Origin of the sequence: Psychrobacter sp. DAB_AL62B, assembly GCF_028895345.1 — a bacterium.
GTDB lineage: Bacteria > Pseudomonadota > Gammaproteobacteria > Pseudomonadales > Moraxellaceae > Psychrobacter.
Genome location: NZ_SAXC01000006.1, coordinates 117,690 through 141,522, shown reverse-complemented (window position 1 = coordinate 141,522; position 23,833 = coordinate 117,690). Strand labels below are relative to the sequence as shown.

The 23,833-nt window shown below is 42.3% G+C and carries 17 protein-coding genes; 11 read left to right on the top strand and 6 right to left on the bottom strand.

All coding sequences use genetic code 11. From position 1 onward, the window contains the following. Positions 1-10 precede the first annotated feature (10 nt). The 4 genes from EPB74_RS09530 (at position 11) to EPB74_RS09515 (ending at position 9,120) form a co-directional block, all read left to right on the top strand. Positions 11-6,949 carry an Hpt domain-containing protein gene (locus tag EPB74_RS09530; RefSeq protein ID WP_274903970.1) on the top strand — a complete coding sequence of 2,313 codons (6,939 nt, stop codon included), beginning with the start codon at positions 11-13 and terminating at the stop codon, positions 6,947-6,949. Then, the gene (locus tag EPB74_RS09525) at positions 6,939-7,952 is read left to right on the top strand and encodes a chemotaxis protein CheB (protein ID WP_274903969.1); all 1,014 of its coding nucleotides are present in this window, start codon (positions 6,939-6,941) and stop codon (positions 7,950-7,952) included. The genes EPB74_RS09530 and EPB74_RS09525 overlap by 11 nt, the downstream gene beginning before the upstream one ends. After that, positions 7,949-8,452 (top strand): hypothetical protein, encoded by a 504-nt coding sequence (locus EPB74_RS09520; RefSeq protein WP_274903968.1) that lies wholly within the window; start codon positions 7,949-7,951, stop codon positions 8,450-8,452. The genes EPB74_RS09525 and EPB74_RS09520 overlap by 4 nt, the downstream gene beginning before the upstream one ends. A 140-nt stretch (positions 8,453-8,592) precedes the next feature. Continuing rightward, on the top strand, positions 8,593-9,120 hold the full coding sequence (locus EPB74_RS09515; RefSeq protein ID WP_274903967.1) for a cytochrome b: 528 nt from the start codon (positions 8,593-8,595) through the stop codon (positions 9,118-9,120). Positions 9,121-9,232: 112 nt separating this feature from the next. Here the strand turns inward: EPB74_RS09515 and minE are convergent, their stop codons facing one another. The 5 genes from minE to EPB74_RS09490 form a co-directional block, all read right to left on the bottom strand. After that, the gene (minE, locus tag EPB74_RS09510; RefSeq protein WP_079692590.1) at positions 9,233-9,523 is read right to left on the bottom strand and encodes a cell division topological specificity factor MinE; all 291 of its coding nucleotides are present in this window, start codon (positions 9,521-9,523) and stop codon (positions 9,233-9,235) included. A gap of 2 nt (positions 9,524-9,525) precedes the next feature. Further along, the gene (gene minD / locus EPB74_RS09505) at positions 9,526-10,338 is read right to left on the bottom strand and encodes a septum site-determining protein MinD (protein WP_274903966.1); all 813 of its coding nucleotides are present in this window, start codon (positions 10,336-10,338) and stop codon (positions 9,526-9,528) included. Positions 10,339-10,715: 377 nt separating this feature from the next. After that, entirely contained in the window at positions 10,716-11,612 is an 897-nt protein-coding gene (minC, locus tag EPB74_RS09500) for a septum site-determining protein MinC (RefSeq protein WP_274903965.1), read from the bottom strand. Positions 11,613-11,691: 79 nt separating this feature from the next. After that, a complete protein-coding gene (locus tag EPB74_RS09495) occupies positions 11,692-12,816 on the bottom strand; it encodes a hypothetical protein (protein WP_274903964.1) in 1,125 nt (374 codons plus the stop codon). Positions 12,817-12,991: 175 nt separating this feature from the next. Further along, on the bottom strand, positions 12,992-13,960 hold the full coding sequence (locus tag EPB74_RS09490) for an acyltransferase (protein WP_274903963.1): 969 nt from the start codon (positions 13,958-13,960) through the stop codon (positions 12,992-12,994). A gap of 489 nt (positions 13,961-14,449) precedes the next feature. Between EPB74_RS09490 and EPB74_RS09485 the strand changes: the two genes are divergently transcribed. From EPB74_RS09485 to EPB74_RS09455, 7 genes are all read left to right on the top strand, one after another. Further along, complete coding sequence (locus EPB74_RS09485; protein WP_079692584.1) at positions 14,450-15,103, top strand: OmpA family protein; 654 nt, start codon at positions 14,450-14,452, stop codon at positions 15,101-15,103. Between the two features lie 300 nt (positions 15,104-15,403). Then, positions 15,404-16,858: an imelysin family protein gene (locus EPB74_RS09480; RefSeq protein ID WP_274903962.1), complete on the top strand. Its 1,455-nt coding sequence runs from the start codon at positions 15,404-15,406 to the stop codon at positions 16,856-16,858. A 273-nt stretch (positions 16,859-17,131) separates the two neighbouring features. Beyond that, complete coding sequence (locus EPB74_RS09475; RefSeq protein WP_446740037.1) at positions 17,132-18,796, top strand: di-heme oxidoreductase family protein; 1,665 nt, start codon at positions 17,132-17,134, stop codon at positions 18,794-18,796. Between the two features lie 106 nt (positions 18,797-18,902). After that, positions 18,903-20,063, top strand: a complete 1,161-nt coding sequence (locus EPB74_RS09470) for an imelysin family protein (protein ID WP_274903961.1) — start codon at positions 18,903-18,905, stop codon at positions 20,061-20,063. Between the two features lie 3 nt (positions 20,064-20,066). After that, entirely contained in the window at positions 20,067-21,689 is a 1,623-nt protein-coding gene (locus EPB74_RS09465; RefSeq protein WP_274903960.1) for a DUF1513 domain-containing protein, read from the top strand. A 2-nt stretch (positions 21,690-21,691) separates the two neighbouring features. Then, complete coding sequence (locus EPB74_RS09460; RefSeq protein WP_274903959.1) at positions 21,692-22,369, top strand: M48 family metallopeptidase; 678 nt, start codon at positions 21,692-21,694, stop codon at positions 22,367-22,369. Between the two features lie 115 nt (positions 22,370-22,484). Next, positions 22,485-23,090, top strand: a complete 606-nt coding sequence (locus tag EPB74_RS09455; RefSeq protein ID WP_274903958.1) for a methyltransferase domain-containing protein — start codon at positions 22,485-22,487, stop codon at positions 23,088-23,090. On the opposite strand, the gene EPB74_RS09450 is transcribed toward EPB74_RS09455, so the two are convergent. After that, the gene (locus tag EPB74_RS09450; RefSeq protein WP_274903957.1) at positions 23,068-23,745 is read right to left on the bottom strand and encodes an HD domain-containing protein; all 678 of its coding nucleotides are present in this window, start codon (positions 23,743-23,745) and stop codon (positions 23,068-23,070) included. The genes EPB74_RS09455 and EPB74_RS09450 overlap by 23 nt on opposite strands. Between the last annotated feature and the right edge of the window lie 88 nt (positions 23,746-23,833).

Below are 23,833 nucleotides of genomic sequence, written 5' to 3'. Positions count from 1 at the left end.
GGATAAACCTATGAACAACCAGCCCAATGACATGGTAACGATCGAGTGGTTATTGCCACTGTTTAATCAGCAATTATCACAGGTAGCTGATGGCTGGCAATTAGGGGCAGAAAACTCTAATTATGAGCAAACGGCACAGCACTACCATCAGATTAGTGGTGCGCTTACCATGATTAACTTGCCTTCTTTAGCAAGTCTAGCGACTAAGCTCAGCCTGTTAGTGGGAGCAAGTAATCCCCAAGATTTAAAAGATAATGTTAATAACTTAGACAGTAGCCTCAATGATGACAGTTTTGATACTCATCTTGCTACTGAGAAAGCTCGAATCGGGCAGGTCGCTCATAGACTGTTACAACATGAGCTGGTGTACTATGCGCGAACGGGTAACTACCATAGCGCTTTAATCAATAAGACCTCGGCTGAGCTGACGCAAGCTTTATCACGGTTTGATATAGCGACAGACCACCTTATAGATTCAGTCTTATTATCTGCAGCTAGTGATCTAGATAGTCGGTCAGACCACGATGATATTGACATAACCATACCAGCTGACAGGGCAGTTTCAGATTTAGATAGCCAACAGCATCAGCAATTGTTATTGGTTTGGCGCCAGCAAGTACAAGAATTGCTAGCTGCTAATGTAAATAAACCTTCTATACTGACTGTTTTAGAAAAGGTCAGTCAATACTTGTGGCAAACCGCACAAGCGGCTGATTTGCAGCATCTTTGGTACTTGACTGAGTTGTGGCTGCATGACCTTGGAAAAAATGAAAGCCCGCTACCTATGCATTATGCAGGGTTATTAAGTCAGCTGGATCAGGTTATAGAGTCTTACCAACATCAAACTGAGCTATCAACGAGCGTCATTAAAAAATTGATAAGCAGTATTTATATTGAATTAAACGGCCTTGTCAATCATAGCGATAATACTCAATCTATCTTGAGCGGCTGGTCGCAGGCAGATACAGAGTCACGTTTCTTACCGCGTATACTGAATGCGATTGAGACGATTATTCTTAGTCTCGATAAGCCTCATAATTTGCTAAAACCTTTACAACAAATAAATACCCAGCTCGAAGGTCGTGGTTGGACATTGTTTGCGTCACAAGTAGCCTCTATTCTGACTGATATAGAGCGCAACCTATCGTCAGACAAAGCCTTTGCTCAAGAACAATGGCAAATTGAACGTCAGCTTCAAGAGCTATATAGTGCTGTCTATAATACAGAGCAAGTCATATCTACGAAAATAGGTAACGCAGCTTCTTTCACATCACTATCTCAGGTAGTCGCTAGTGACGACTTGCAGCCAAAAAGTAGTAATTATATTAGCGCCAATGATGACGATTTACGTGAACTGCGTATTGCAGTCGAAGAAATCAAGCAAGCTTTTCAGGACTATATACAACGCCAAGATACAGATCTATTACCAGATCAAGCAGATTTTACTAAAATGAGCCATGCCTTTGATAGCATGGGACTGCCTTCGATTGGTCAAGCAACAGATAAAATAGCTGATATATTTGTACAAATACACACTCATGGAATAGAAGCACTCAGTTGGGATGTTACCCAAGCGCTGGCAGAGGGTTTGACCTCTATTGAGTTATTACTCGATTATCTTGCCCAGCAGTTCTTTGACCAATCATTATTGGAAAAAGCAAATGGATATATCGACAAAGCAGCAACACTGCTTAGTGAGTATATTCATGCGCCTGAAACGGTCAATGATACTTTTCTTACCCAAAAAACGGCAGCAACCGATGTACTGCGCTATGATGACAGTGGTGAGATTTCACCTATTATCAATCAATCTTTCGTTGCTGGCACTGTTAGTGACGCTTTACTACGCGCTCGTCAGCAACTCAAAGCTGATAACTTTGATATAGATGAAGACATTCGTGAAATATTTATTGAAGAAGTTGAAGAAGTTGTTGCTGACTTAGAGGATTTTTTACCAATATGGCAGGAAGACGCACAGGATTTAACACCATTAACAGAAGTGCGTCGAGGTTTTCATACCTTAAAGGGTTCTGGTCGCATGGTTGGTGCTTTTAGTATCAGTGAGACGGCATGGTCTATTGAAAACTTGCTTAATCGTTTGTTAGACAAAACCTTACCGGTAACAGATGATGCCGTCGCTTTAGTGACAGAAACTACAAAGCGTTTTCCAGCCATGTTGGGCGACTTCGAAGCACAGCAGACTCCAAGTTTTGATCCTGCCATTACTATTTTGCAAAGTCATAATTTAATGACCCAGCAACCTCTTAATTTCGGATTAGAGACAGCGGAACTAGCGTTTTCAAAACCTGAAATCGAACAGGATAGTGCTATATCAGACCATTCTGTATCAGGCCATAGTTTGCATTCACAAGCGTCAAACTTAACTGTTGAGACTGCCAGCTCTATCGATCTTATCACTACTATCAGAGATACTGGCGAAGCAAAAAATCTCTCTGAACTATTAGCTGGTTTAGAAATACCCTTGGTACTGAAACCATTTATTTCAGAATCAAGAGTGCTAGCGGCAGATGCGAACGATGCTGATCCTGATATCAAAGAGATATTTATAGAAGAGGCCAATGAAGTATTGGACGAAATCGTCCCTTTATATGAGTATTGGCAGCTTTCTCCGAGTGATTTGACTGAACTGACGGACATTCGCCGTGGATTCCATACGTTAAAAGGTTCTGGCCGTATGGTTGGCGCTAATTATAGCGCTGAGCTGGCATGGTCTATAGAAAACATGCTTAATCGTATTTTAGATAAAAGTATTACGGCGTCAACAGATATACAACAGCTTATCGGCGATGTATTGGCAGCTTATCCTGCACTATTAACAACTTTTGAAAATGAAAGCGAAGATTATTCCGCTATGCTGCCCTTGTGGGTCGCATGTGCTAATGCGTACAGCAAGCAGCTAGGTGATGAGTTCAGCTACAGTGTGCTATATGGTCAATTAGCAAGCCCTTCTGAACAACAAGTTTTTGAGCATGCAACATTGCATTCTGGTTTGGATAACCACGCTCAAGATTCTGACAATGGTAGTGATGAAACAATCGATCATGCATTGCAGACGATTCATTCGGTCAATGAAAAAATGGCTGAAGCGCCTGTTATTTTGATGCCTCAAAGTGAAGAGGAACAAGCATTTTTTGATATTTTCATTGAAGAAGCGGAAGAGTTGTTAGAGGGTATAAATGAGTTTGTAAGTAGCCATCAAGATGAGTCTCATGTGGCAGTGAGTGATGAGATTGTGCGTGCATTCCATACACTGAGAGCGGCTTCTGGCTCTAGTGCTTTGGCAGCAATCAGCGATGTTAGCGCGACAATAGAGCAGAGCTTAGAGCTACTACAGCAGCAAGATATACCGATGAATGCGAAGCACTTAAGCGCGCTAGCCCAATCTGTGACGCTCATTAATGGCTATCTCGATAACTATAAACAAAACGCGCAACAGCAGGATATGTCGATAGAAGATATGCAAAGCGAGCAAGATATCGCCTCATTACAGGCGTTACTTGGGAAGCAGAATGTTGACGATACTGGCGAGGCTATAGCTGATGATAAGCCAACGATAAACCAGTTATTAGATGGCGATATCGATGACTTATTAGATGCAGAATGGCAGTTGAGTGAAGCGCTTAGTAATCCAGAAATCGACCAAGTTCAAAAATATATAGCTCAACAAATTGCACAAATAAAATACCTGACTGAAAAAGCACAGGTATTTCCAAAATTCACCTCTATTCTTCATGCATTGGAAAATGCTTATAATTATTTGAGTAAAAATGTTGAAAAATCAGCGAATCCTGAAATCCAAGCCATCTTACTTGCGGGGCATGCTCAGTTAGTCGGTTTATTTGACGCTTTGGCTGGTAGCACCTCATTAAAAATTGATGAGCAAGTACTTGAGCAATTACAGAATATTGCTCAACACAATGATTACAGTGATCAAAATGATGCGGTTGTTGCTCATGAAGATGATGCTGCCGTGCAAAGTATTGCAGCGCCTGAGCTACAGCTTGAGTCTATCGATACCGATATTGAGCTATTGGAAATCTTCTTAGAAGAAGCCCAAGAACTGGATGATGCGCTGGTCGATAGCTTTAGTAAATGGCGAGCGGATATTACTAATATCAATACTTTAAAGGTACTGCAACGCCATCTGCATACCATTAAGGGTGGCGCGCGCATGGCGGGTATTCGTAGTATTGGGGATTTGACCCATGAGGCGGAGACCATCTATGAGGCGTTTGTAGAGGTTAGACGCACGCCAACAGTGCAGTGGCTTGAGATTATGCAAGTGGTGCAAGACACCTTGTCATTGCAAGTGGCACATATTGTACGTTACCAAAAATCATTTTTTGCTCCTGAGCTTATTGAGCAATTACAACAGTTTGAAAAAGCAAAAGCTTTACCAGAAACGGTACAACTTATTGTACCTATGCCAAAAAATCATGTTGATGCCGAGTCTAAAATCCATGCAAATGAATATACGCATCGTATAGAAAAAGCGGCTGATACTCTAAGCTTAGATAGAATCATCAAACAATCATGGGCTCATGGCTTACCTGATCCGGATATTTTAGAGGTATTTTTAGAAGAAGCTGAAGCGCTCACTAACCGTAACGAGTATCTGCAATTATTCTTAAGTGATGCTGGGGATATGATTGCATTACAAGGACTACAACGTGACTTGCACACCCTAAAAGGTGGGGCGCGTATGGTGACCGCTAGTGGTATTGCTGATCTGGCCCATGAAATGGAATCAGTATATAAAGATTTTGTTGATCGCCGCCGTCCTACAACCAAAAAAGTATTAGAGCTACTTGTGGCTTGTCACGACTGGCTTGCAGATGCCGTATTTATTCTCTCGCAACAGGTCAATCCACCAACGCCTGACTTATTGATTGAGGCACTACAACAATTCGGTAAAAACCCTGATAGTTTAAAACAAATACCTAAAGAAACCCTGCAGCCTCAGCGTGAAGCGATTTTAATCGCTAAAGAGAAGCAAGAGACAACCTATATTCAAAAAGATATCAGTGACATGCCACTCATGGTTAGTGATGTCCCTGAGCATGAACAGAACGCCAATAATAATGAGATGATTCGTATCTCAGGTGGGCTGATTGAGCATATGATTAATCTGTCGGGAGAATCGACGATTAACCGTGCGCGTATTGATATGGGTATCAGTAGCTTGACCAATAGTATTGAGGAGATGGGTACTACCGTACAGCGTTTGGCTGATCAGTTACGCCGGATGGAGATTGAGCTTGAGGCACAGATTTTATCGCAGATAGATGATGAGCTGGTTAATCACGAAGGCTTTGACCCGTTAGAGATGGATCAGTATTCTTCTTTGAATCAGTTATCAAAATCTTTGACAGAATCGGCATCGGATTTGGTGGATATTAACCACACCTTATTAGAAAAAACGCGTGACAGTGAAAGTCTATTGCTTCAGCTATCGAGGACGCAAACTGAGCTACAAGATGGCTTGATGAACTCGCGCATGGTACCTTTTACCCGATTAACGCCAAGGCTTGAGCGTATCGTACGTCAAACCGCCAATGAGCTTAATAAATCAGTTGAGCTGAAGATTATCAATGCTGACGACGAGATGGATAGAACCATTCTAGAACGTATTACATCGCCGCTTGAGCACATGTTACGTAACGCGGTCGACCATGGTATCGAAAATGCCTCAACGCGCCTAGAAGCGGGTAAAGAACGCAGTGGACAAATTACTTTAGAGGTGCTGCGCGAAGGTAGTGAAATCGTTATTCAGCTGACCGATGATGGTTATGGCATTGATGTAGAAGCCGTACGTAACAAAGCTATCTCTCAAGGTCTGATTGACGCTGCTGATACCAGTCTCAGTGACCTCGATATCATGCAATATATCTTTAATGCTGGGCTAAGTACCAGTAAACAAGTGACACAGATATCAGGACGCGGTGTCGGTATGGACGTCGTTATTAGTGAGATTCGTCAGTTAGGTGGCTCGGTATCAGTTATATCAGAGCTTGGTAAAGGGTCACGTTTTACCATACGTGTACCACTCACCGTTGCCGTTTCTGATGCTTTGGTGGTTCGTGCGGCTGATCGTTACTATGCCATCCCATTGGTTCAGATTGAGCGTGTAGTGCGTATCAACCCAGAAAAACTTTACGACTATTATCAATCCGGTGAAGCCACACTAAATTTTGAAGATAACGATTATCGCGTACGTTACTTAAATGAGATCTTATCGGGTAATAAGCTCAATGAGCTGGTCGTCAATACCAATACCAGCGTACCGCTTATTATCATTAAAAATCGTAGTGGACAAAATATGGCGCTGCAGGTCGACCAAATAGCAGGGTCACGGATTGAAGTCGTTGTAAAACCTTTGGGGCAACAGTTCTCGAATTTATCGGGTATCTCAGCAGCCACCATTATGGGCGACGGTTCGGTAATGCTTATCTTAGATTTGATTGCTTTGATGCGTAATGCCGCTTTAGTCAAAGAAGTATCGCAACCTGCTATTGTTAAGCGCAGAAGCTCAGAGTCTAAGGGTACTATTTTAGTCGTTGATGACTCAGTCACAGTACGAAAAGTAACGTCACGTTTCTTAGAGCGTCAAGGCTTCAATGTTGCGCTTGCCAAAGATGGTATTGATGCTCTTGAGATATTACAAGAGATGACACCAGACCTCATGTTATTGGATATTGAGATGCCGCGCATGGACGGTTTTGAAGTCGCGACTCAAGTCAGGCATAATAGACGTTTGCAGCATTTGCCTATCATTATGATTACCTCACGTACGGGTGAAAAACATCGTGAGCGCGCACTTGAGATTGGAGTGAATGATTACATGGGCAAACCTTTCCAAGAAAATCAGCTGCTTGATAAGATTCAAAACTTATTGGATAAAAAGGTCAGCCTAACTCATGATGGGTAACATACGTGCCTTGGCGCTAAAAGATAAAAGTGAGATTAAAGTGCTGGTGGTGGCAGAAGACCATCAGCAGCGGATGGCTTTTTCTGATACGGTACATAGCTGTGGTTTTCATCTGCTTGATTGCGTCACACCATCGCAGTTGAAAGATAAGTTTGATGGTTATGAAAGCGCTATCGATATCTGGTTGATAGACAGTGATTACGATGAGCACGTGGCTACTGTGACCGCATTGACTAAATCAGCCGCCGTCTTGGTCGGTTTTAGTCAAGCACCTTATCTCAATGAGGCGCAGCAGTATGCTAAGTGGCAGCGTAAATTAAAGCGTAAGCTTGCCCAAATGCTTGCTTTGCCAACGCTTGTAGATACCGTCGCTTATAAGAATGAAGCCGTTGATTGGCGTTATGTGGTGTTTTTAGGCGCTTCTATGGGCGGTCCTAGTGCCGTCAAGGAGTTCTTAGATCACTTGTCACCCGCGCTACCAGTTAGCATTTTACTAGCCCATCATTTCAACCAAACGATGATTAGTACACTACCACGTATCTTGAATCGTCATAATGACTGGCGCTGTCAGCTGATTACTTCCTCACAGCGCTTGCGTGCCGGTCAATGTCTGATTGCACCCATTGATAAACAGATTGTCTGCGATTCAACAGGGCGAATTATCCTATTAGATCAGGCTTGGGAAGGTGATTACAAACCTGCTATTGGTCAGATTCTTAAAAACACCAGTGATGTCTATGGCAGTGAGCTGATAAACATTATCTTTTCAGGTATGGGCAACGATGGCACGCAGTATTTAGATTTAATTCAAGATAATGACAGTCAATTGTGGGCGCAAGAGCCAAGTTTAAGTGCTTGCCCTAGTCAGCCACAAGCTATCATTGATTCAGGATATTGCAAATTTGTCGGTAGTCCCAAGGCATTAGCACAAAAACTTACCGACTATATTGCTGAAAGGGCGGCAAGCGCCTCTTCGCATTCATTTATTGTGAGCGACGTATGAAACAGATTTTAAAACATTCGTTTGAGGCAGTAAGCTTACTGACCACGAACAAGGGTATGCTCGACGTTACTATCGTCCCAGCGTTTGAACAGCCTGACTGGATTATTCCTAGTAGTTTAATTTTGAGTGTAGACGAGTATAGCGAACATACTTGGAGTTATGAGTGGCAACAACAAGAAGTCGCTGTGTTCCATATGCTACCGCGTCATCAAACGCCAGATAAAATGATTGTATTAGAAGGTAATACGTCAGCGCATCGTATCGCGCTACAAACAGCTGGTGAGCTGCGCCAACTACAGGCACGTATCTCTGAGGTTAAAGATGTTGAGCTTCCTGAGCATTTCTACAAAATAGACAGCAATATCGATACGGTTTTTGAGCGTGTGCAAGAAGATGTTGTGCTATCCTACCTATTTCAAACGGTGATGATTGATAATACACTGTACTTGGTGCCTGATTTAGATAAAATCGCACACCAATTGATTGATTTAGACAGCTAGCTTGCTTGCTCATTCACTCACTCATAATGAAGCTTTATATCAGTATTTTTTCGATGGCTTGTTAATTATGCTTTGTCAGTCAGTAGCTGTCTATTCACATCATTAAGCAGCCGTTAGCGATAGAGGTGACACAATAATTTATGAACAATACCCATTCAAACCTGACAAAGTGGTCGGCTACTAGTCGACTTTTTCATTGGATTAGCGCAATTTTATTGCTAATTACGTGGATAATGATGCTGTTGTATAACAACCTTGATAGCAAGGTCTACATTGGATTACATAAGGCTTTTGGGGTTAGCTTGTTGTTTTGGATGATAGCGCGAGTGATTAATCGCGTCTTTACGAAAGCGCCGCCACCAGTAGCTATGCCAAAATGGCAAATGCTACTCTCGCAATTATCGCACTTTGCGCTATATGCACTACTAATTGCTATGCCAATAGCAGGACTGCTTATGTCTATCTATGGTGGTCGACCGGTTGATATTTTTGGTTTGTTTCAGATACCGGTATTTGTTACTCCAGATAGAGGTTTGGCACGACTTTATAATGACTGGCATACTGATATTATCTGGCCAATGATTATCGCCTTTACGCTTATACATATCGGCGCTGCTTTATATCATCAGTTTGTGAAGAAAGACAATTTAATAGGCCGTATAAAATAGCTAATGCTAGATAATAGAAAATATGTACACAAAAAAGCCCTAAGTAGGATACTTAGGGCTTTTCTTCATAAGCGATTAAAGTGTGTAGCTATCTATTGTATAGTCAATAGAGTTATTTTTTATGCTCAGGTAAATTAATATTCATCTCTAGCACATCTAAGCTGTCTTCAGAGCGATGATTGATATTGACATCATCAATCTGTACGCCATTGACATACTTATTAACCACTTCCAGTATCTCACGTTTCATTTTTTCGATACGGTCTGCGGTCAAGCGATTGCTTAAGCGATTTTCGCTAGCAACAATAACTTTTAGACGCTCAGTTGCCATATTGGCGCTGCCTGAGTTACTGTTGTCATCCGTGCCGAATAGACTACTCCAAAATCCTTTTTTCTTACTCATTGTTAACCCCCAAACCAGCGCTGTAATAGACTCTTTTTCTTCGCATCAATATGACGTAGCGGACGCTCTTCACCTAAGAAACGAGCGACAATATCGTCATAACACTGACCAGCAACAGAATCCGTATAATGAATCACTGGCTCACCGTGGTTAGATGCCTCAAGCACTGAATGGCTTTCGGGAACAACGCCAAGTAAAGGCACTTTCAAAATGTCGTTTGAGATAGTGTCAATATCCATCATCTCGTTAGCTGCTGCTCGTTCTGCATTATAGCGGGTGATGATGAGATGCTCACGTACAGCCCCTTGGTTTTCAGCCACCTTTTTTGTCTGGCTTTGCAAAATACCAATGATCCGATCTGAGTCACGTACTGAAGAGATCTCAGGGTTAGTCACAATAATGGCTTCATCCGCATGATACATCGCTAGCTGAGCACCGCGTTCGATACCAGCAGGTGAGTCGCAAATGATATAGTCGAATTGCTTAGAAAGCTCTTCCATAACCTCTGCCACGCCTTCGTCTGTTAACGCATCTTTATCACGCGTTTGACTGGCAGGCAAGATGTATAGATTTTCTAGCTGCTTATCTTTGACAAGCGCTTGTGATAGGCGTGCATTACCACTGATAACATCGACAAAGTCATAAACAATTCGATTTTCGCAGCCCATAATCAAGTCTAGATTACGCAAGCCTACATCAAAATCGATAACAACTGTCTTATAGCCACGTAATGCTAAACCGGCGGCAAAAGACGCACTGGTCGTGGTTTTTCCCACACCGCCTTTACCCGAAGTGATTACAACAATCTTCGCCACAATGGCACACTCCTATGAATTAATGAGATGATTTATGAGTTGATGAGATAGTTATTATATAAAACAGCATATAACAATTAGTATATATACTGGTCGTGAATATACTTCATATGCACTCTCTGCGAGCGTAAGCCTAGCATAAATATAGCAAAACTTATAGCAAGTCACTATTAAAGCTTAAAAAACTAAAGCCTAAAAAGGACTCGTATATAAAGCTAGCTTTGTTAGTCATATATAGACGACTGCAGTTGGGGTAAATAGTGGCAGAGCCACAGATTCATCATAGCGCAGTTTTGTTAAATAAACTTGCTACAATATGAATTAGGCCATGCATCTAACCATTTGGTGGTTATACGTACATTTGTGTCAGTAAATATTTACGGTTTAACGCCTTTAGTAATCTGAGATTCATCTATTATAGTAAATACCAGTCCTTGACCTTCCAAAAAACGTACCTCTACTGATTTATCAATCACATGCTCTGGAAGGTTATCGCGTAAGCAATACGTACCGGCAACTGACACAAGTGAAGGGTTGAATACTTGACAGAAGATACGCGCGTCCTTATCACCAGTAGCACCTGCAACCAAACGTCCTTGGGCGCGACCATATACATGTAAATTATTATCAGTGATTGCTTCTGCGCCACTATTGACACTGTTGGTCAAAATCAAATCGCCGCCGACATGATTGAGGCTTTGTCCTGAGCGCAGCATTTGATCATAGATGAGGCTGGTAATATGTTCAGCACTAATAAGTGTTTCTGCAGATTCTACAGATAAAGCCGCTTCAGTGGTTTCGCTCGTTTCAAGCGTTTGATTACCGCTTACTGAATCAGTGGTATCAGTAGCGATTTTAGGTTCGCTATTACTATCAATAGCTGCCGTAGTCGTGGCAGCTACTTGGCTCAACTGAGTCGTGGCCTTTTTGCTGGGCAAAATGCGCTCAATACGCTTGCCATCTGCTGGGAATATCGCCAATCGTAATTCGCGTGCTTGGGCGTCAAGCAGACCTGTCACTACGCCGATAGGTTGTAAGCCCCAAGACCAAAGTAGCTCTATCAATGCCGATAAATCTTGATCTACCTCACTATCAATCAATACTGGGATATGACTGGTCTTATTACTCAGCGTTGTTTGCAGCTGGGCTGTAATGGCAGCAAAATCATCAGTGCTAAACTGCAACCGTGAAAAGGTCAACATTTTGCCATAAAAAGCTAAGGCTGGCGTGGTTGTCGAGGCGAGGGCATGGTTGTTATTGTCTGAAATTGTCATAGTATAAATCCTCAAAAGATGGTCATGTTGCTGTATTCACGGTGCCGTTTTTTATTATCAGGTCGCTATTTTAAAAATTCTATAAGTTAAGTATGTCTTTATTCTTCCATTGTTGTATTTTTAAATTTGATTCAAATTCTGACAAGCTCTCAGAGAAGACACGGGCTATAAGACTTTCAAGTTCAGTATTATTAGTATTAAGTTGGGCGACACCCTGCGAAATTGCCACCATTAGCGTATCGATACGTTCAGGGTCGAGCAAACACTCATTGAGGGCATTGACGACATTTTCACCAATATTATGGCCGATATTTAATAATTGTCCTTCAATCAGTTTACCGGCTATTGGAATTAAGCGCAGCAAACGGTGCAGCTCTGGAGTATTCGCCAGTGCATTTTCGACTGCATTACCGATATCAATGGCGAGCATTTTGCCATTTTCTGAGTTGCTATTCAGGTTTTGCAATTTTGGTGCAAGCTCTTGGCGTAGTAAGGAGAGGAGCGCGGCTTCAATCTCATTGCGATTGCGATTAAAGGTCGCATCAATCAACGACTTTTGCATCTTAGGATCGGTCAATTGTTGCCGATAGTTATCAATCGTGGTCAAAACAACGCGATCTGACAGCTCTTCTAATAGTAAATTGATATAGAATTTAATCCGATTGATCCAAGGTTGCGGTAGGACTTGATAGCCGAGCTGGTGTAGGCGCCGCCCGATAACCACCGCTCGAAACAAGCGTAGCGCCCGTAGCTGTGGAAAGCAACCCAGCACTTCATACCAATGCACAAAGGGGAAAAAGAACCAGCGATAATATATCTTTTGTTTAATGGCAACTGCCCAGCGTAGCAGTAACTCAATCACTAAGAATATAGTAAAAAAGCCACCCGCAGTACGCAGTGAATCGTGTATCGTATTTTGATACCATAACACAGCATTACTAAGTGACAGCCAACCTGCGATATTAGCGCTAATAAAGTCACTCATCAAGATAGTATCAATACTAATCAGTAATAGATCGATACTGATCGCGATAATCATCACAATATCATAGGTCAGCTTCAAGCGATTTGGCTGTGGGCGATTCGGTTGCGGTGATAGGGGTGATAGGCTATCTGATGACTCTGAGTATGCTGCTGGGGGCTGATTAAGCGCTGACGTTGACTCTATAGGCGGGCTAGTAGTAGAAGAGGCGGGCACAGTCATACCTTATTAAATAGTAAGTGGCATCAGCAATGAATGGCTTTACGCCAATCACTACTAAATAAATAATGCGTTTTAATGGTTATTCACATTATCAATGAATAACACCAAAAAACAAGCCATCAACCATTATAATTTGATATTTTACAAATTATCTTTTTATACAAAATCAGTATTTTCAATTGCTTTGATTTTCAAGCTCAGGTGTCACATTAAATTCAGCCAACATATCCGTAATGCGCTGGTCTTTTTGCTGCCAAATTTGCTCTACCCAATCAAACATTTGCGCTTTGACAGTCTCGTCATTTTCATAACCACCATCTTGGATAGCAGCAAATAATGCGTCTGGCATCTTGATATGGCGAACATCGACGCCGAGGCGTTTGATATTACCTTTCCATAAATCGCCATAGGTCGGTACACCATCAGGATAAACAATGGTCATATCCAAAATACCATCAATATCATCACCTAGCGCATTTATAGCAAGTGATAAACCACCCGCCCGTGGTTTTAATAAGTTTTTATAAGGTGAGTGCTGCTTATCACGTTTAGTGGGTGTAAAACGCGTACCTTCTAAATAGTTTAGCAAAGTAAATGGTTTGTTCTTTAATAGTGCGCAAGCGCGTTTTGCTTCTTCAATATCTTTGCCTTGCAGAGCCGGATTCTTAGCGATGGCTTCTTTAGAATGTCTGCGCATCATGGGGAAGTCTAAAAAATAAAAGGCTTGACCAATGACAGGGATGTAGATCAGCTCAAACTTGGTAAAAAACCGCGTTAATGGCAAACGCTTTTCACTAATATATTGCACGATACTGGTATCGACCCATGATTGATGGTTACTAAGCAGCAAGTATTTACCATACGTATGCACATCATCAGGCAGGCTAATGCGCCAGTCTTTATCCGGCAAAATATTATCAATTACAGCATTGTTGCTATTAATCCAATAATTAGTGACGCCAATCACTGTCTTATCTGCAATCTGTGAGCCAGTGATGGCTTTGGTGGCACCCATCAACCAGATAGGGATACCGGCAGCAATACTATTGGCCGTGATGACACCTGTGGCGGTCGCTAACGAGAGCGCTTTGCCCAGTTTAGGAGTGCGCTTATGTATTTTTTGTATGGTGGAGTTAAATCGCATATCCAATCCCTTTATATTAGTTTTATGAATCTATTAAGCCTGTTTTTCTACAATCGCTGCTTCTAATATACCTACATAAGTCCAGTTTTTCTACTTTCTACTCTAGCATTCAAATGTTTTTACGGTCATCGCTAGTCTTTGAAGGTCTATCAGAGCAAGATAGCGAAATATTGTTCTTATGAGGTATATTATCCATTTGCTATCCACTTTACGGCATGATTTTAGCAGAAAAGAATCAGAGTGTACGAGTGTAAACATGACTTATAATAACAAATAATAATGATTTCTAGAGGATTGTCTGTAAACACTTATGCACTTCTCATACATAGATGTGACAAAATATTACACACAATTAGAATGGGATTGCCATAATAATAAAAGTGTAGATAGACAACTAAACGATGTTGCTAAGTGATATTTGTCATAAGCAATTTTCATAAAAAACACAACTTATCTATTATTTTATTTTAAAAATTATGAGGAAATACTATGCGTAATACATTAATGGTTGCAGCAATAGCATCAGGTTTGGCTCTTACTGGCTGTGCTACGGATCCTAACACTGGACAACAGCGTCTTAATAAATCTGCTATCGGCGCTCTAGCTGGTGCGGCAGGTGGCGCAGCTATCTCTAAAGCGACTGGCGGCGACAAGACTGGTCGTGATGCCGCTATTGGTGGTGTACTTGGTGCTGGCGTTGGTTATTATATGGAGCGTCAAGCTAGACAGCTTGAGCAGCAAATGGCTGGTACTGGTGTAACAGTTACTCCAAATGCAAACGGTAACATTGATCTAGTCATGCCAGGTAACATCACTTTCTCATTCGATGACGCTACCCTTAATAATTCATTTAAACCAACGCTTGATAAGCTTGCATCAACGATGAACGAGTATAACCAAAACTCAGTAACCATCGCTGGTCATACTGATAGCAAAGGTTCTGATTCTTATAACATGAAATTATCACGTGACCGTGCTTATGCAGTAGCTAACTACCTAAGTGCACGCGGCGTATCATCTAGCCGTATCAACGTAGTCGCTTATGGTGAGTCTCGTCCAGTTGCTGATAACAGCAGTGAATATGGCCGTCAGCAAAACCGCCGTGTTGAGCTAACGGTTAATGCGCCAAATAGCGTTCGTTAATTATTATTAAATTGATAATATAAAGATTCAGATAAAAAGGTTGGCGAAAGCTGGCCTTTTTTTTGATTAAATTTTGTCTACTTATTAGTAAATTATATTTGATAATAGTTATCAATAACATTATAATTCCCAATCATTCAGCTGTTGGATACTTACATTCCGTTCGTATTTTATGACTGAATGGACGATTATTAACCAGCGTCTAGCGTAGTTAGCTTATGTGCGGTACTGCTAACAATGTTGAATATCTCTCTTATCTCCCTTTCTTTCTTATTTTAGTGCAGCCCTTCAAGGACATATATGAATATCACTACAGTGACAAGCCGTAAAATTTTACCGACCACTTTAGCTGCTGCACTGGCAGGGATATTAATGCTATCAGGTTGTAGCAAACCGTCTGATGAGACAGCTACAACGGATGCGCAAGCGGAAGTAAAAGAGACAGAGAATACAAATAATAAAACCTTATCAGCAGCTGACCAAGCACATACGGATCGTTTACTTATTAGTTATGCTGATATGGCGCATGCTGCATACAAAGACTCTTTGGAAACCGCAAAGATTTTACAGACTGCGGTGAACACCTATGTAGAAACCCCAACACAAGCCCATTTGGATGCAGCAAAGGCCGCTTATAAAGCCGCGCGCCAGCCGTACTCGCAGACTGAAGTCTTCCGATTTGATGAAGGTTTTGTGACGACCAATGATAAGCGTGAGATTGGTAGCATTGATGGTTGGGAAGGACAGGTTAATGCTTGGCCACTAGATGAGGCGTTGATTGACTACGTTACTGACGACTATGCAGGCGAGTACAACAGTAAAGACAATATCATCAATAGTGATAGCATTACGGTCGGTAGTATCAAACAAGATAGCAGTATCATCACCCCCGAGTTATTAGCTGAAATGAATGAGATCGGCGGTAGTGAAGCCAATGTGACAACTGGTTATCATGCGATTGAGTTTATGTTATGGGGTCAAGACACCAATGGCGTTGCTGAAGGTGCTGGTAATCGCCCAGTTAGCGACTACGTGACCACTGACGGTGAATGTACCAGTGGTGATAGCGCAAATACCGACGCGAGTATTTGTGAGCGCCGCGGTCAATATTTAAAAGCGGCTACTCAGCTGCTGGTCGACGACCTAACAGCGATGGAAGCGCAGTGGCAACCTGACAGTGAAAATACCTTACGTAGTGATATGATGGCGCGTAAAGACACGAATGGTCTGCGCCAAATCATGTATCAGATGGGGAGCTTAGCGCTGGGTGAGCTTGCTTCTGAGCGTATACAAGTGGCTTTTGTCACCGGTTCTACCGAAGATGAGCATGAGTGCTTTAGTGACTTGACCCATCTAAGCTACGCCAATAATGCCCGTGGTATTCAAAACGTCTTTAATGGTAGTTATAAAACAGTCGCTGGTAAAACGGTAGGCGGTTATGGAGTTAAAAACTACCTTGTCGATACGGGCAACAAAGAAGCTGCTGATAAGCTAGCTGCTGATTTTGCAAAGGTAGAAGCCACCTTTAATGTGATTGTCGAAAAAGGCGAAAAAGAGAATATCAAGGTTGATCAGATGATCGCGACGGTAGGACAAGCAAGTAAACATGGTATTTCTGCTGAGGAGCAAAATAAGCGCCGTGGTTGGATTGAAAGCAGCATTACCAGTTTACAAGAGCTGACGGCTGGTATTGAAAATGCAGCAAAAGCGGTTGGCATTGATAATCTAGACGCCGACGCAGGCTCACAGTTTTAAGTCATTATTGTTTTAAATTATCACTACTTAATATTATCAGATATATGTATTTATAATGCCTGATAAGTCGCTATAAGTTAATGAGAATTATTTTCATAAGAAAGTAAATTATGTATAATAAACACGTTGTCAATTTTGGTTGGCAGCGTGTTTTTTTATAGCGTATTAAAATAGCCGGATAGGTCAGTGCGCAGCTGTTACTTATCGACTAGAAGTGAAGAACTTTATAGCACGCGATTTTAATGGTTCTATACTAGAACTAAGGTACTCTCTATGACCATCACCAATGTCTTAAAAGTTAAACAATACGCCTCGTTTTACGCTTCTTTTATCCACAAAACTGCGCCATTAAAACTATCGTTAGGGATGCTATGCGCACTATCGATAAGTGCCTGTCAGCCGACTGATGATGTTGCTAATAATACGGCTGAAAGTGATAATAAAACTCAAAAAAACGCACAATCTCAGGCATTAACTTCTGAACGCGCGCAGACGATTGAGGCGCTGGCAGGCGTGCCTATGCAGCAGCTGGCAAACTTTGATCCGCAAGAGATTAAGCAAGGTGGTGATACTGGCATCAGTATTACAAGTAGCGAGAGTTACTCCAAACCTTCGTCAAACATCACCGCATCTCGTAAAGGCTCGTTCTTTATTGGCAATGCGTTTTTTCGACAACCGTGGGTGATTGCCCCTGCTAGTACGGATAGCCGTGATGGTCTTGGCGCATTATTTAACGTTGCTGCTTGTCAATCATGTCATGTAAAAGACGGTCGTGGTCATGCTCCTATGACTAGTGATGACGATGCAGACAGCTTGCTCATTCGTCTGGCCATGCCAGCCACAACGGCGGCGCAGCGGCAGCAGTTGCAGGATTCGCTTATCGAGAAAGTCGTCCATCCTATGTATGGCGGTCAATTGCAAGATCGCGGTGTTCAAGGCGTTCCAGCAGAAGCAAGAATTGCCGTTCAATGGACCGATAAGTCGGTCACTTTTGCTGATGGATATGTCGAAACATTGCGCGCACCGATCTTTAACTTAACCAATCCAGGTTATGGTCCGTTTGATGGTGAACTCATGGTATCGCCGCGTATTGCTTTACCCATGATCGGGCTCGGGCTACTCGAACAAATACCCGATGCTGATATTAAAAAACAAGTGGCTAGCAATCATAAAAACAGCAGTGATATTAAGGGTAAATTCAATTTAGTCATGGATCCGCAAACGAGTAAAGTCGCATTAGGACGCTTTGGCTGGAAAGCCGGTCAAACCAAGCTGCTTACTCAAAACCAAAGTGCTTTTAATGAAGACATGGGCTTAACCTCAAATATTCGCCCTAAAGAGTCGTGTATGCCGACGCAAACCGCTTGTATGAATGCCGCAACTGGCGCTGATGAGCAAGGTAATGGTAAGCAACCGGTTGAAGTTAATGATGAAGTGGCAAAATTTGTAGAATTTTATACACGTAATTTAGCGGTGCCGCATCGCCGTAATGCGGATGACAAGCTGGTATTAGCTGGCAAAAAGCACTTTTATGATATGGGCTGTCAAAGCTGCCATACGCCAAGATATCAGTTGCCAAAAACCGACGATGATCATATTGAGCAGCATGGACAAGTGATTTATCCTTATACAGATTTGCTGTTACATGACCTGGGCGATGATCTTGCGGATCGTACAATCGCTGGCAAGCTACCGCCCAAAGACTTGCAGGTTGAGTTTTTAGCCAACTCTTATGAATGGCGTACGCCGGCATTATGGGGCATTGGTCTTGCCCAAACGGTTGATCCACAAGCGACATTTTTACATGATGGCCGCGCCCGTACACTGATGGAAGCGGTATTGTGGCATGGCGGAGAAGCTAAAAAACAACAGCAAAAAGTGCTAAAGCTCGATAAACAAGGGCGTGCTGAATTGAACGCTTTTTTACAATCACTATAAAATCATTATGAATTTTGAACGAGCAAATAAACGACTGTTAACGACATTATCTTCCAATTTAGATATGACGATTTAAATAATTATTCATAATGTTACCGAGAAACCTATGAGAATAAACCCTGCTTTAGCAATGGTGCTATCGGCATTAAGTGCCGGAATACTTATCAGCTGCGTTAAACCGGCTGATGACAATAAAGCACCAGAGTCTGACAGCCAAAAGGTGGCGCAAGATAGCACTGAACCTAAAACCAATGAAAATTCAGCCAGCAGTGATAACAATAGTGAGAAAAAAATTATCGCGGTAGATATCAGCGCTGATACTGAAAAAACTTACTTAACCCATGTGGCTAATGACATTGTTATTCCAGCGTATGCTGATGCGGCTAAACAAAGCGATTTGTTGCATGATTTGGCACAGAAGCATTGCCAGCAAGCGCCAGTAAGCGGTGATGAATTGCAAGCGCTGCGCGACCAATGGCTGGTATTAGCGCAAGCTTGGGCGAGTGCTGAGATGGTCAATTTCGGTCCTGCGACTGCCAGTATGAGCAATCTATATATTAATTACTATCCTGACGAACGCGGTCTGGTTCATAGCGGCGTTGCAGATCTCATCACTGCCAATCCCAAACTAACCGCTGCGCAGCTCGCGAACGAAAGCGCCATTGTCCAAGGTGTACCAGGATTAGAAGAAGCGTTATATGCTAATGACAGCTTGGACGCTGGTCAGTGCGCGTATGTGATGAGTGCGAGCAGCGCATTGAGCACACGCCTCAAAGATATTGAGAAAAACTGGCAGCAGAATTCAACCGATTTATTGGCGATTGATAAAACGGCGGAAAGTGACCAAGGCTTGAACCAATGGTTTAACTCTTTGCTATCATTGGTTGAGACCATGAAATCTAACGCCATTGATCAGCCGCTAGGTCTAACAGGTAAAGCTAAGGGTCATTTACCGGCTGCGACCGCAGGGCAAAGTCGCGCGATTATCAATGCTAAATTGGCGATATTGAATAAAACCATGACCGATCCGGTGCTTACTGCTATTTTGGGTAGTAATGATGAAAATGCAGTAGCTGATAATCTATCGACTGCACTTGCTGATACCACGACATTATTGGCACAAATGCCAGAAGATCTCGCCACTGCCGATAAAGCCACGCAGCAAGAATTGTATGACAATCTTACGACCATTACTCGTGTGATTAAACGCCAATTGATTCCGACACTCGGTATCCGTGTCGGCTTTAATAGTACCGATGGCGATTAAATAATGCCTACTATCGAAACTAAGACAGCAATGTCCATTACTGAAGATACTTGTCAATCGAATGAACTAAAAGCGCAGCAAGCAGACAAGTTATCAAACCATGAGTTACTGATAACGTCAGCACTGACAGTACTTGGTACGGTAGTGGGTACAGCAGCGCTGCTTAGCATTCATCATCGCTATCGCAAGCAGCGTCAGCCTGATTCGAGCTGGCAAGATTATCTGACTGGTGTTCGTTCGCAGTTGCACTTATTGCCGTCAATATCGAAGCCGCCGCTAATGCGTTTTAGCTCCGCCTGTCAGCAAGCGGCTTGTGCGTGGCAACAGGCTTATGCTCTACCCATTAATGAGGTGCATCATAGTAATAATAGTCTTGGTACAACTGATTTTAGCGCAATGCATACCACGACCATGCTGGCGCGATCAGTTTATTGGGTCAGTGGCGTCGCTGCTATGCCAAAAAATATCTCATTGATAAATGACGACAGTAATGATGAAAACGACTTTGGGGTAGTTGGTATCGATGCGGATAGGGAAATCGTTTGGCAGACCACCATGCCTGAACGTGTCCATGATATTGTCGTTCAGCCCATTTTGAACGATCAAGATAATAGTCTTAATAGTCGTCAAAGCTGTCAAAATCGTGACGTTGTAGTGATGGGTCGTCGTCCAAGTGAGAAATTCTGGGTGCTCGACACCGCGACAGGACAAGTAAAGTTCGCTATCAAAGCATCAGACCAGCGCCATTTTTATGGTCATGCTTGCTATAGCTTGGATGGCTCAACGTTATATGTGACCGAGAATGATACGCAAAGTTTAGATGGTAAGATCGGTGTTTATAATGCTCATGGAGATTATCAAAAAGTAGCAGAATTTGACTCGCACGGCATCGGTCCGCATGAGCTGATAATGCATCCGGATGATGAGACCTTAGTTATTGCTAACGGTGGTATCAAAACCGAGCAAGCCTCACGTGAAGAGCTTAATCTTGACATTATGCTTCCATCATTGGTTTACCTAAACCGTCATGATGGTAGGCTACTAGAACAAATTACTCCAGAGCATAATCAGATGAGCGTGCGCCATTTAGCCATGCATAATGATGGCACAGTGATGATTGGCATTCAGTTTCAAGGTGAGAAACATATCAATGTGCCATTGGTACTTACCCATAAACGTGGCGATATTGATTTTACTCCTTTGATAATGCCTAATCATCAGTGGCAACGCTTTCACCAATATATCGCTAGCGTCGCGGTTGATAGTGAACGCAACCTATTATGTGTAACCACACCGATTGGCGGTTGTGCGGCAATATTTGACCTAAATAGCCGTACGCTGATTAATGATGTCAGTCTGCCAGATTGTGCAGGCGCATCAGTGCTAGCTAATTCAGTGCTACCTAATAATGTAGGCAGCGATATTAACAATGAGGTTAAGGGCAAGGATAAGGATAAGTGTAAGGAATCAGGTTTTATCGTTAGCGATGGGCAAGGTCAACTAACCAAATTGCACGTCGACAATTTGGCAACAGTAGCATCGGCTGTTATAAATAAAGTTGAAAGTATCAGTAAAGACAGCAAACGCCATATGATGTCCTTTGATAACCATTTACAAGCGCTTTGAGCATGAGCTTACCACCTGAACATCCTGTATATAGTATGTCTTTATTAGAGAGTGCTATTCAACGTTTGTTAGAATCGGGTATTGAGTTACAGGTGACCAAAAAGCGGGTCAAAAATATCAATTTTCGCTTAAAGCCACACATATTGCTGGTGTCTGTCCCCAAGTTTATCAGCCCGATGCAAATGGCACAGTCTATTGCTAAGCGGGTGCCATGGGCAATAGAAAACCATGCGCAAGTTTTAGAACAGTACAAGCGTAAACAAAGCACCTCGTCCGAATCTTCAATTGCTGATAGCTCGCTTTTATTGTGGGGTATAGCGCAGCCGTTCACTTTGAACCACGATGAAAAAATTACTTATTATCGGCAACAGCTCTCCGAAGTAATGCCTTCATTATTTGATAAATGGCAACCAATTGTCGGTGCGACAGCGAATGAGATACGCCTAAAAAAAATGCATACGCGTTGGGGCAGTTGTAATACCCGTGCGCGCCGTATTTGGTTATCTGTTTATCTGCCTGCTTATCCTATTGAATGTACCGAATATGTCATTGTGCATGAGCTGTGCCATTTACATCATGCCAATCATAGCGCTGCGTTCTGGCAAACAGTTGCAACAGCGATGCCCGATTATCAGCATTGGCATAATATGCTGGCCGGTAAAACAGGGCAATTAGATTAAAGGCTTCAGCTAAATAATATCCATAATCGCATTAAGACTGCTATGATGATTAATAACGATACAAATCATGTCGTTTAAATAAACGTATTATCTATCATATATACAGGGATGTCATATGGAAAACGTTAATCAAGCAGAATTTTGGCAGCAGCGTTATGAGCAAGACAGTATTGGCTGGGATATGGGTCAGGTATCACCACCGCTAAAGGCTTATATCGACCAGCTACCTGAATCGGCTAAAAATCAGGCCATTTTAGTGCCGGGTGCAGGTAATGCTTATGAAGTTGGATACTTGCATGAGCAAGGATTTACCAATGTTACCTTGGTTGATTTTGCGCCTGCGCCGATTCAAGCTTTTGCTGAGCGTTATCCTGATTTTCCAGCTGAACAATTAATCTGCTCGGATTTTTTTAATTTATCGCCTGAGCAATATCAATTTGATTGGGTACTTGAACAGACGTTTTTTTGTGCGATAAATCCTGCGCGCCGAGATGAATACATCCAGTACATGGCAACGTTGCTTAAACCTAAAGGTAAGCTGGTTGGTTTGCTATTTGATAAGGATTTTGGGCGACAGGAACCACCATTTGGCGGTACAAGAGAGGAATATCAGCAGCGTTTTGCGACTCATTTTGACATTGAAATCATGGAGCCAAGCTATAACTCACACCCAGCACGGAAGGGGAGCGAGTTATTTATTAAGATGCGTGTAAAAGAATGATTTCATGCTTAATATTGTCTCGAGCTTGCTGTTCTAACCGCGCGTGATAATACTCTGTCAGATAAAGTGTTGGAAGCGTTAATAGTTTCTCCAGTACCGCAATGCGCCCAACGAGGTAATCTGCTTTTGCTACATGCGCATATTCTTGACGGACGGCTTGCGCGTACTCTTGATATTCAGACCAAGGCGCACCTAAGATACTTAAGTCCATATCTAATAAATAAGCCGCATCACTGATTTTATCCTCACCTGCTAACTCATTAAGTTGATGAGTGGCAGTCATCATAATAAGCGCGTAGATATGTTGGCATTGCTCATCACTCAGATAGTAACTTAACGCTGCTAGCGCATATTCTGCACTTTTTAATTCGTTATCTGAGCGCATTGGCTCATATATTACGTCATGATAATAGAGTGCCAAGGCGATAATATGTGGCTCGTGAAGAGCGTTTTTGATCTGCTCGAACTGTCCAAATAATTGCTGGATATGCTTTAGAGTATGGTAAGCACGCTGCGACTCGTTATAATGAATCGCAATATCCTGCCAGAGCACTTTTACTTCTGCTGGCGTAATATTACTATTAAGAGTAAGAGCAGATAAATGCGTCGTAAAACGATTGCCTAGCTCAGCATTTATTTGCGAAAGCTCGTCCATATTTAACCTGTATTTTTATTAATAACTGTCATTTATGATGTCTTTCGATAGTACTCAATACCACTCAATGCCACGTTAATCAATACCA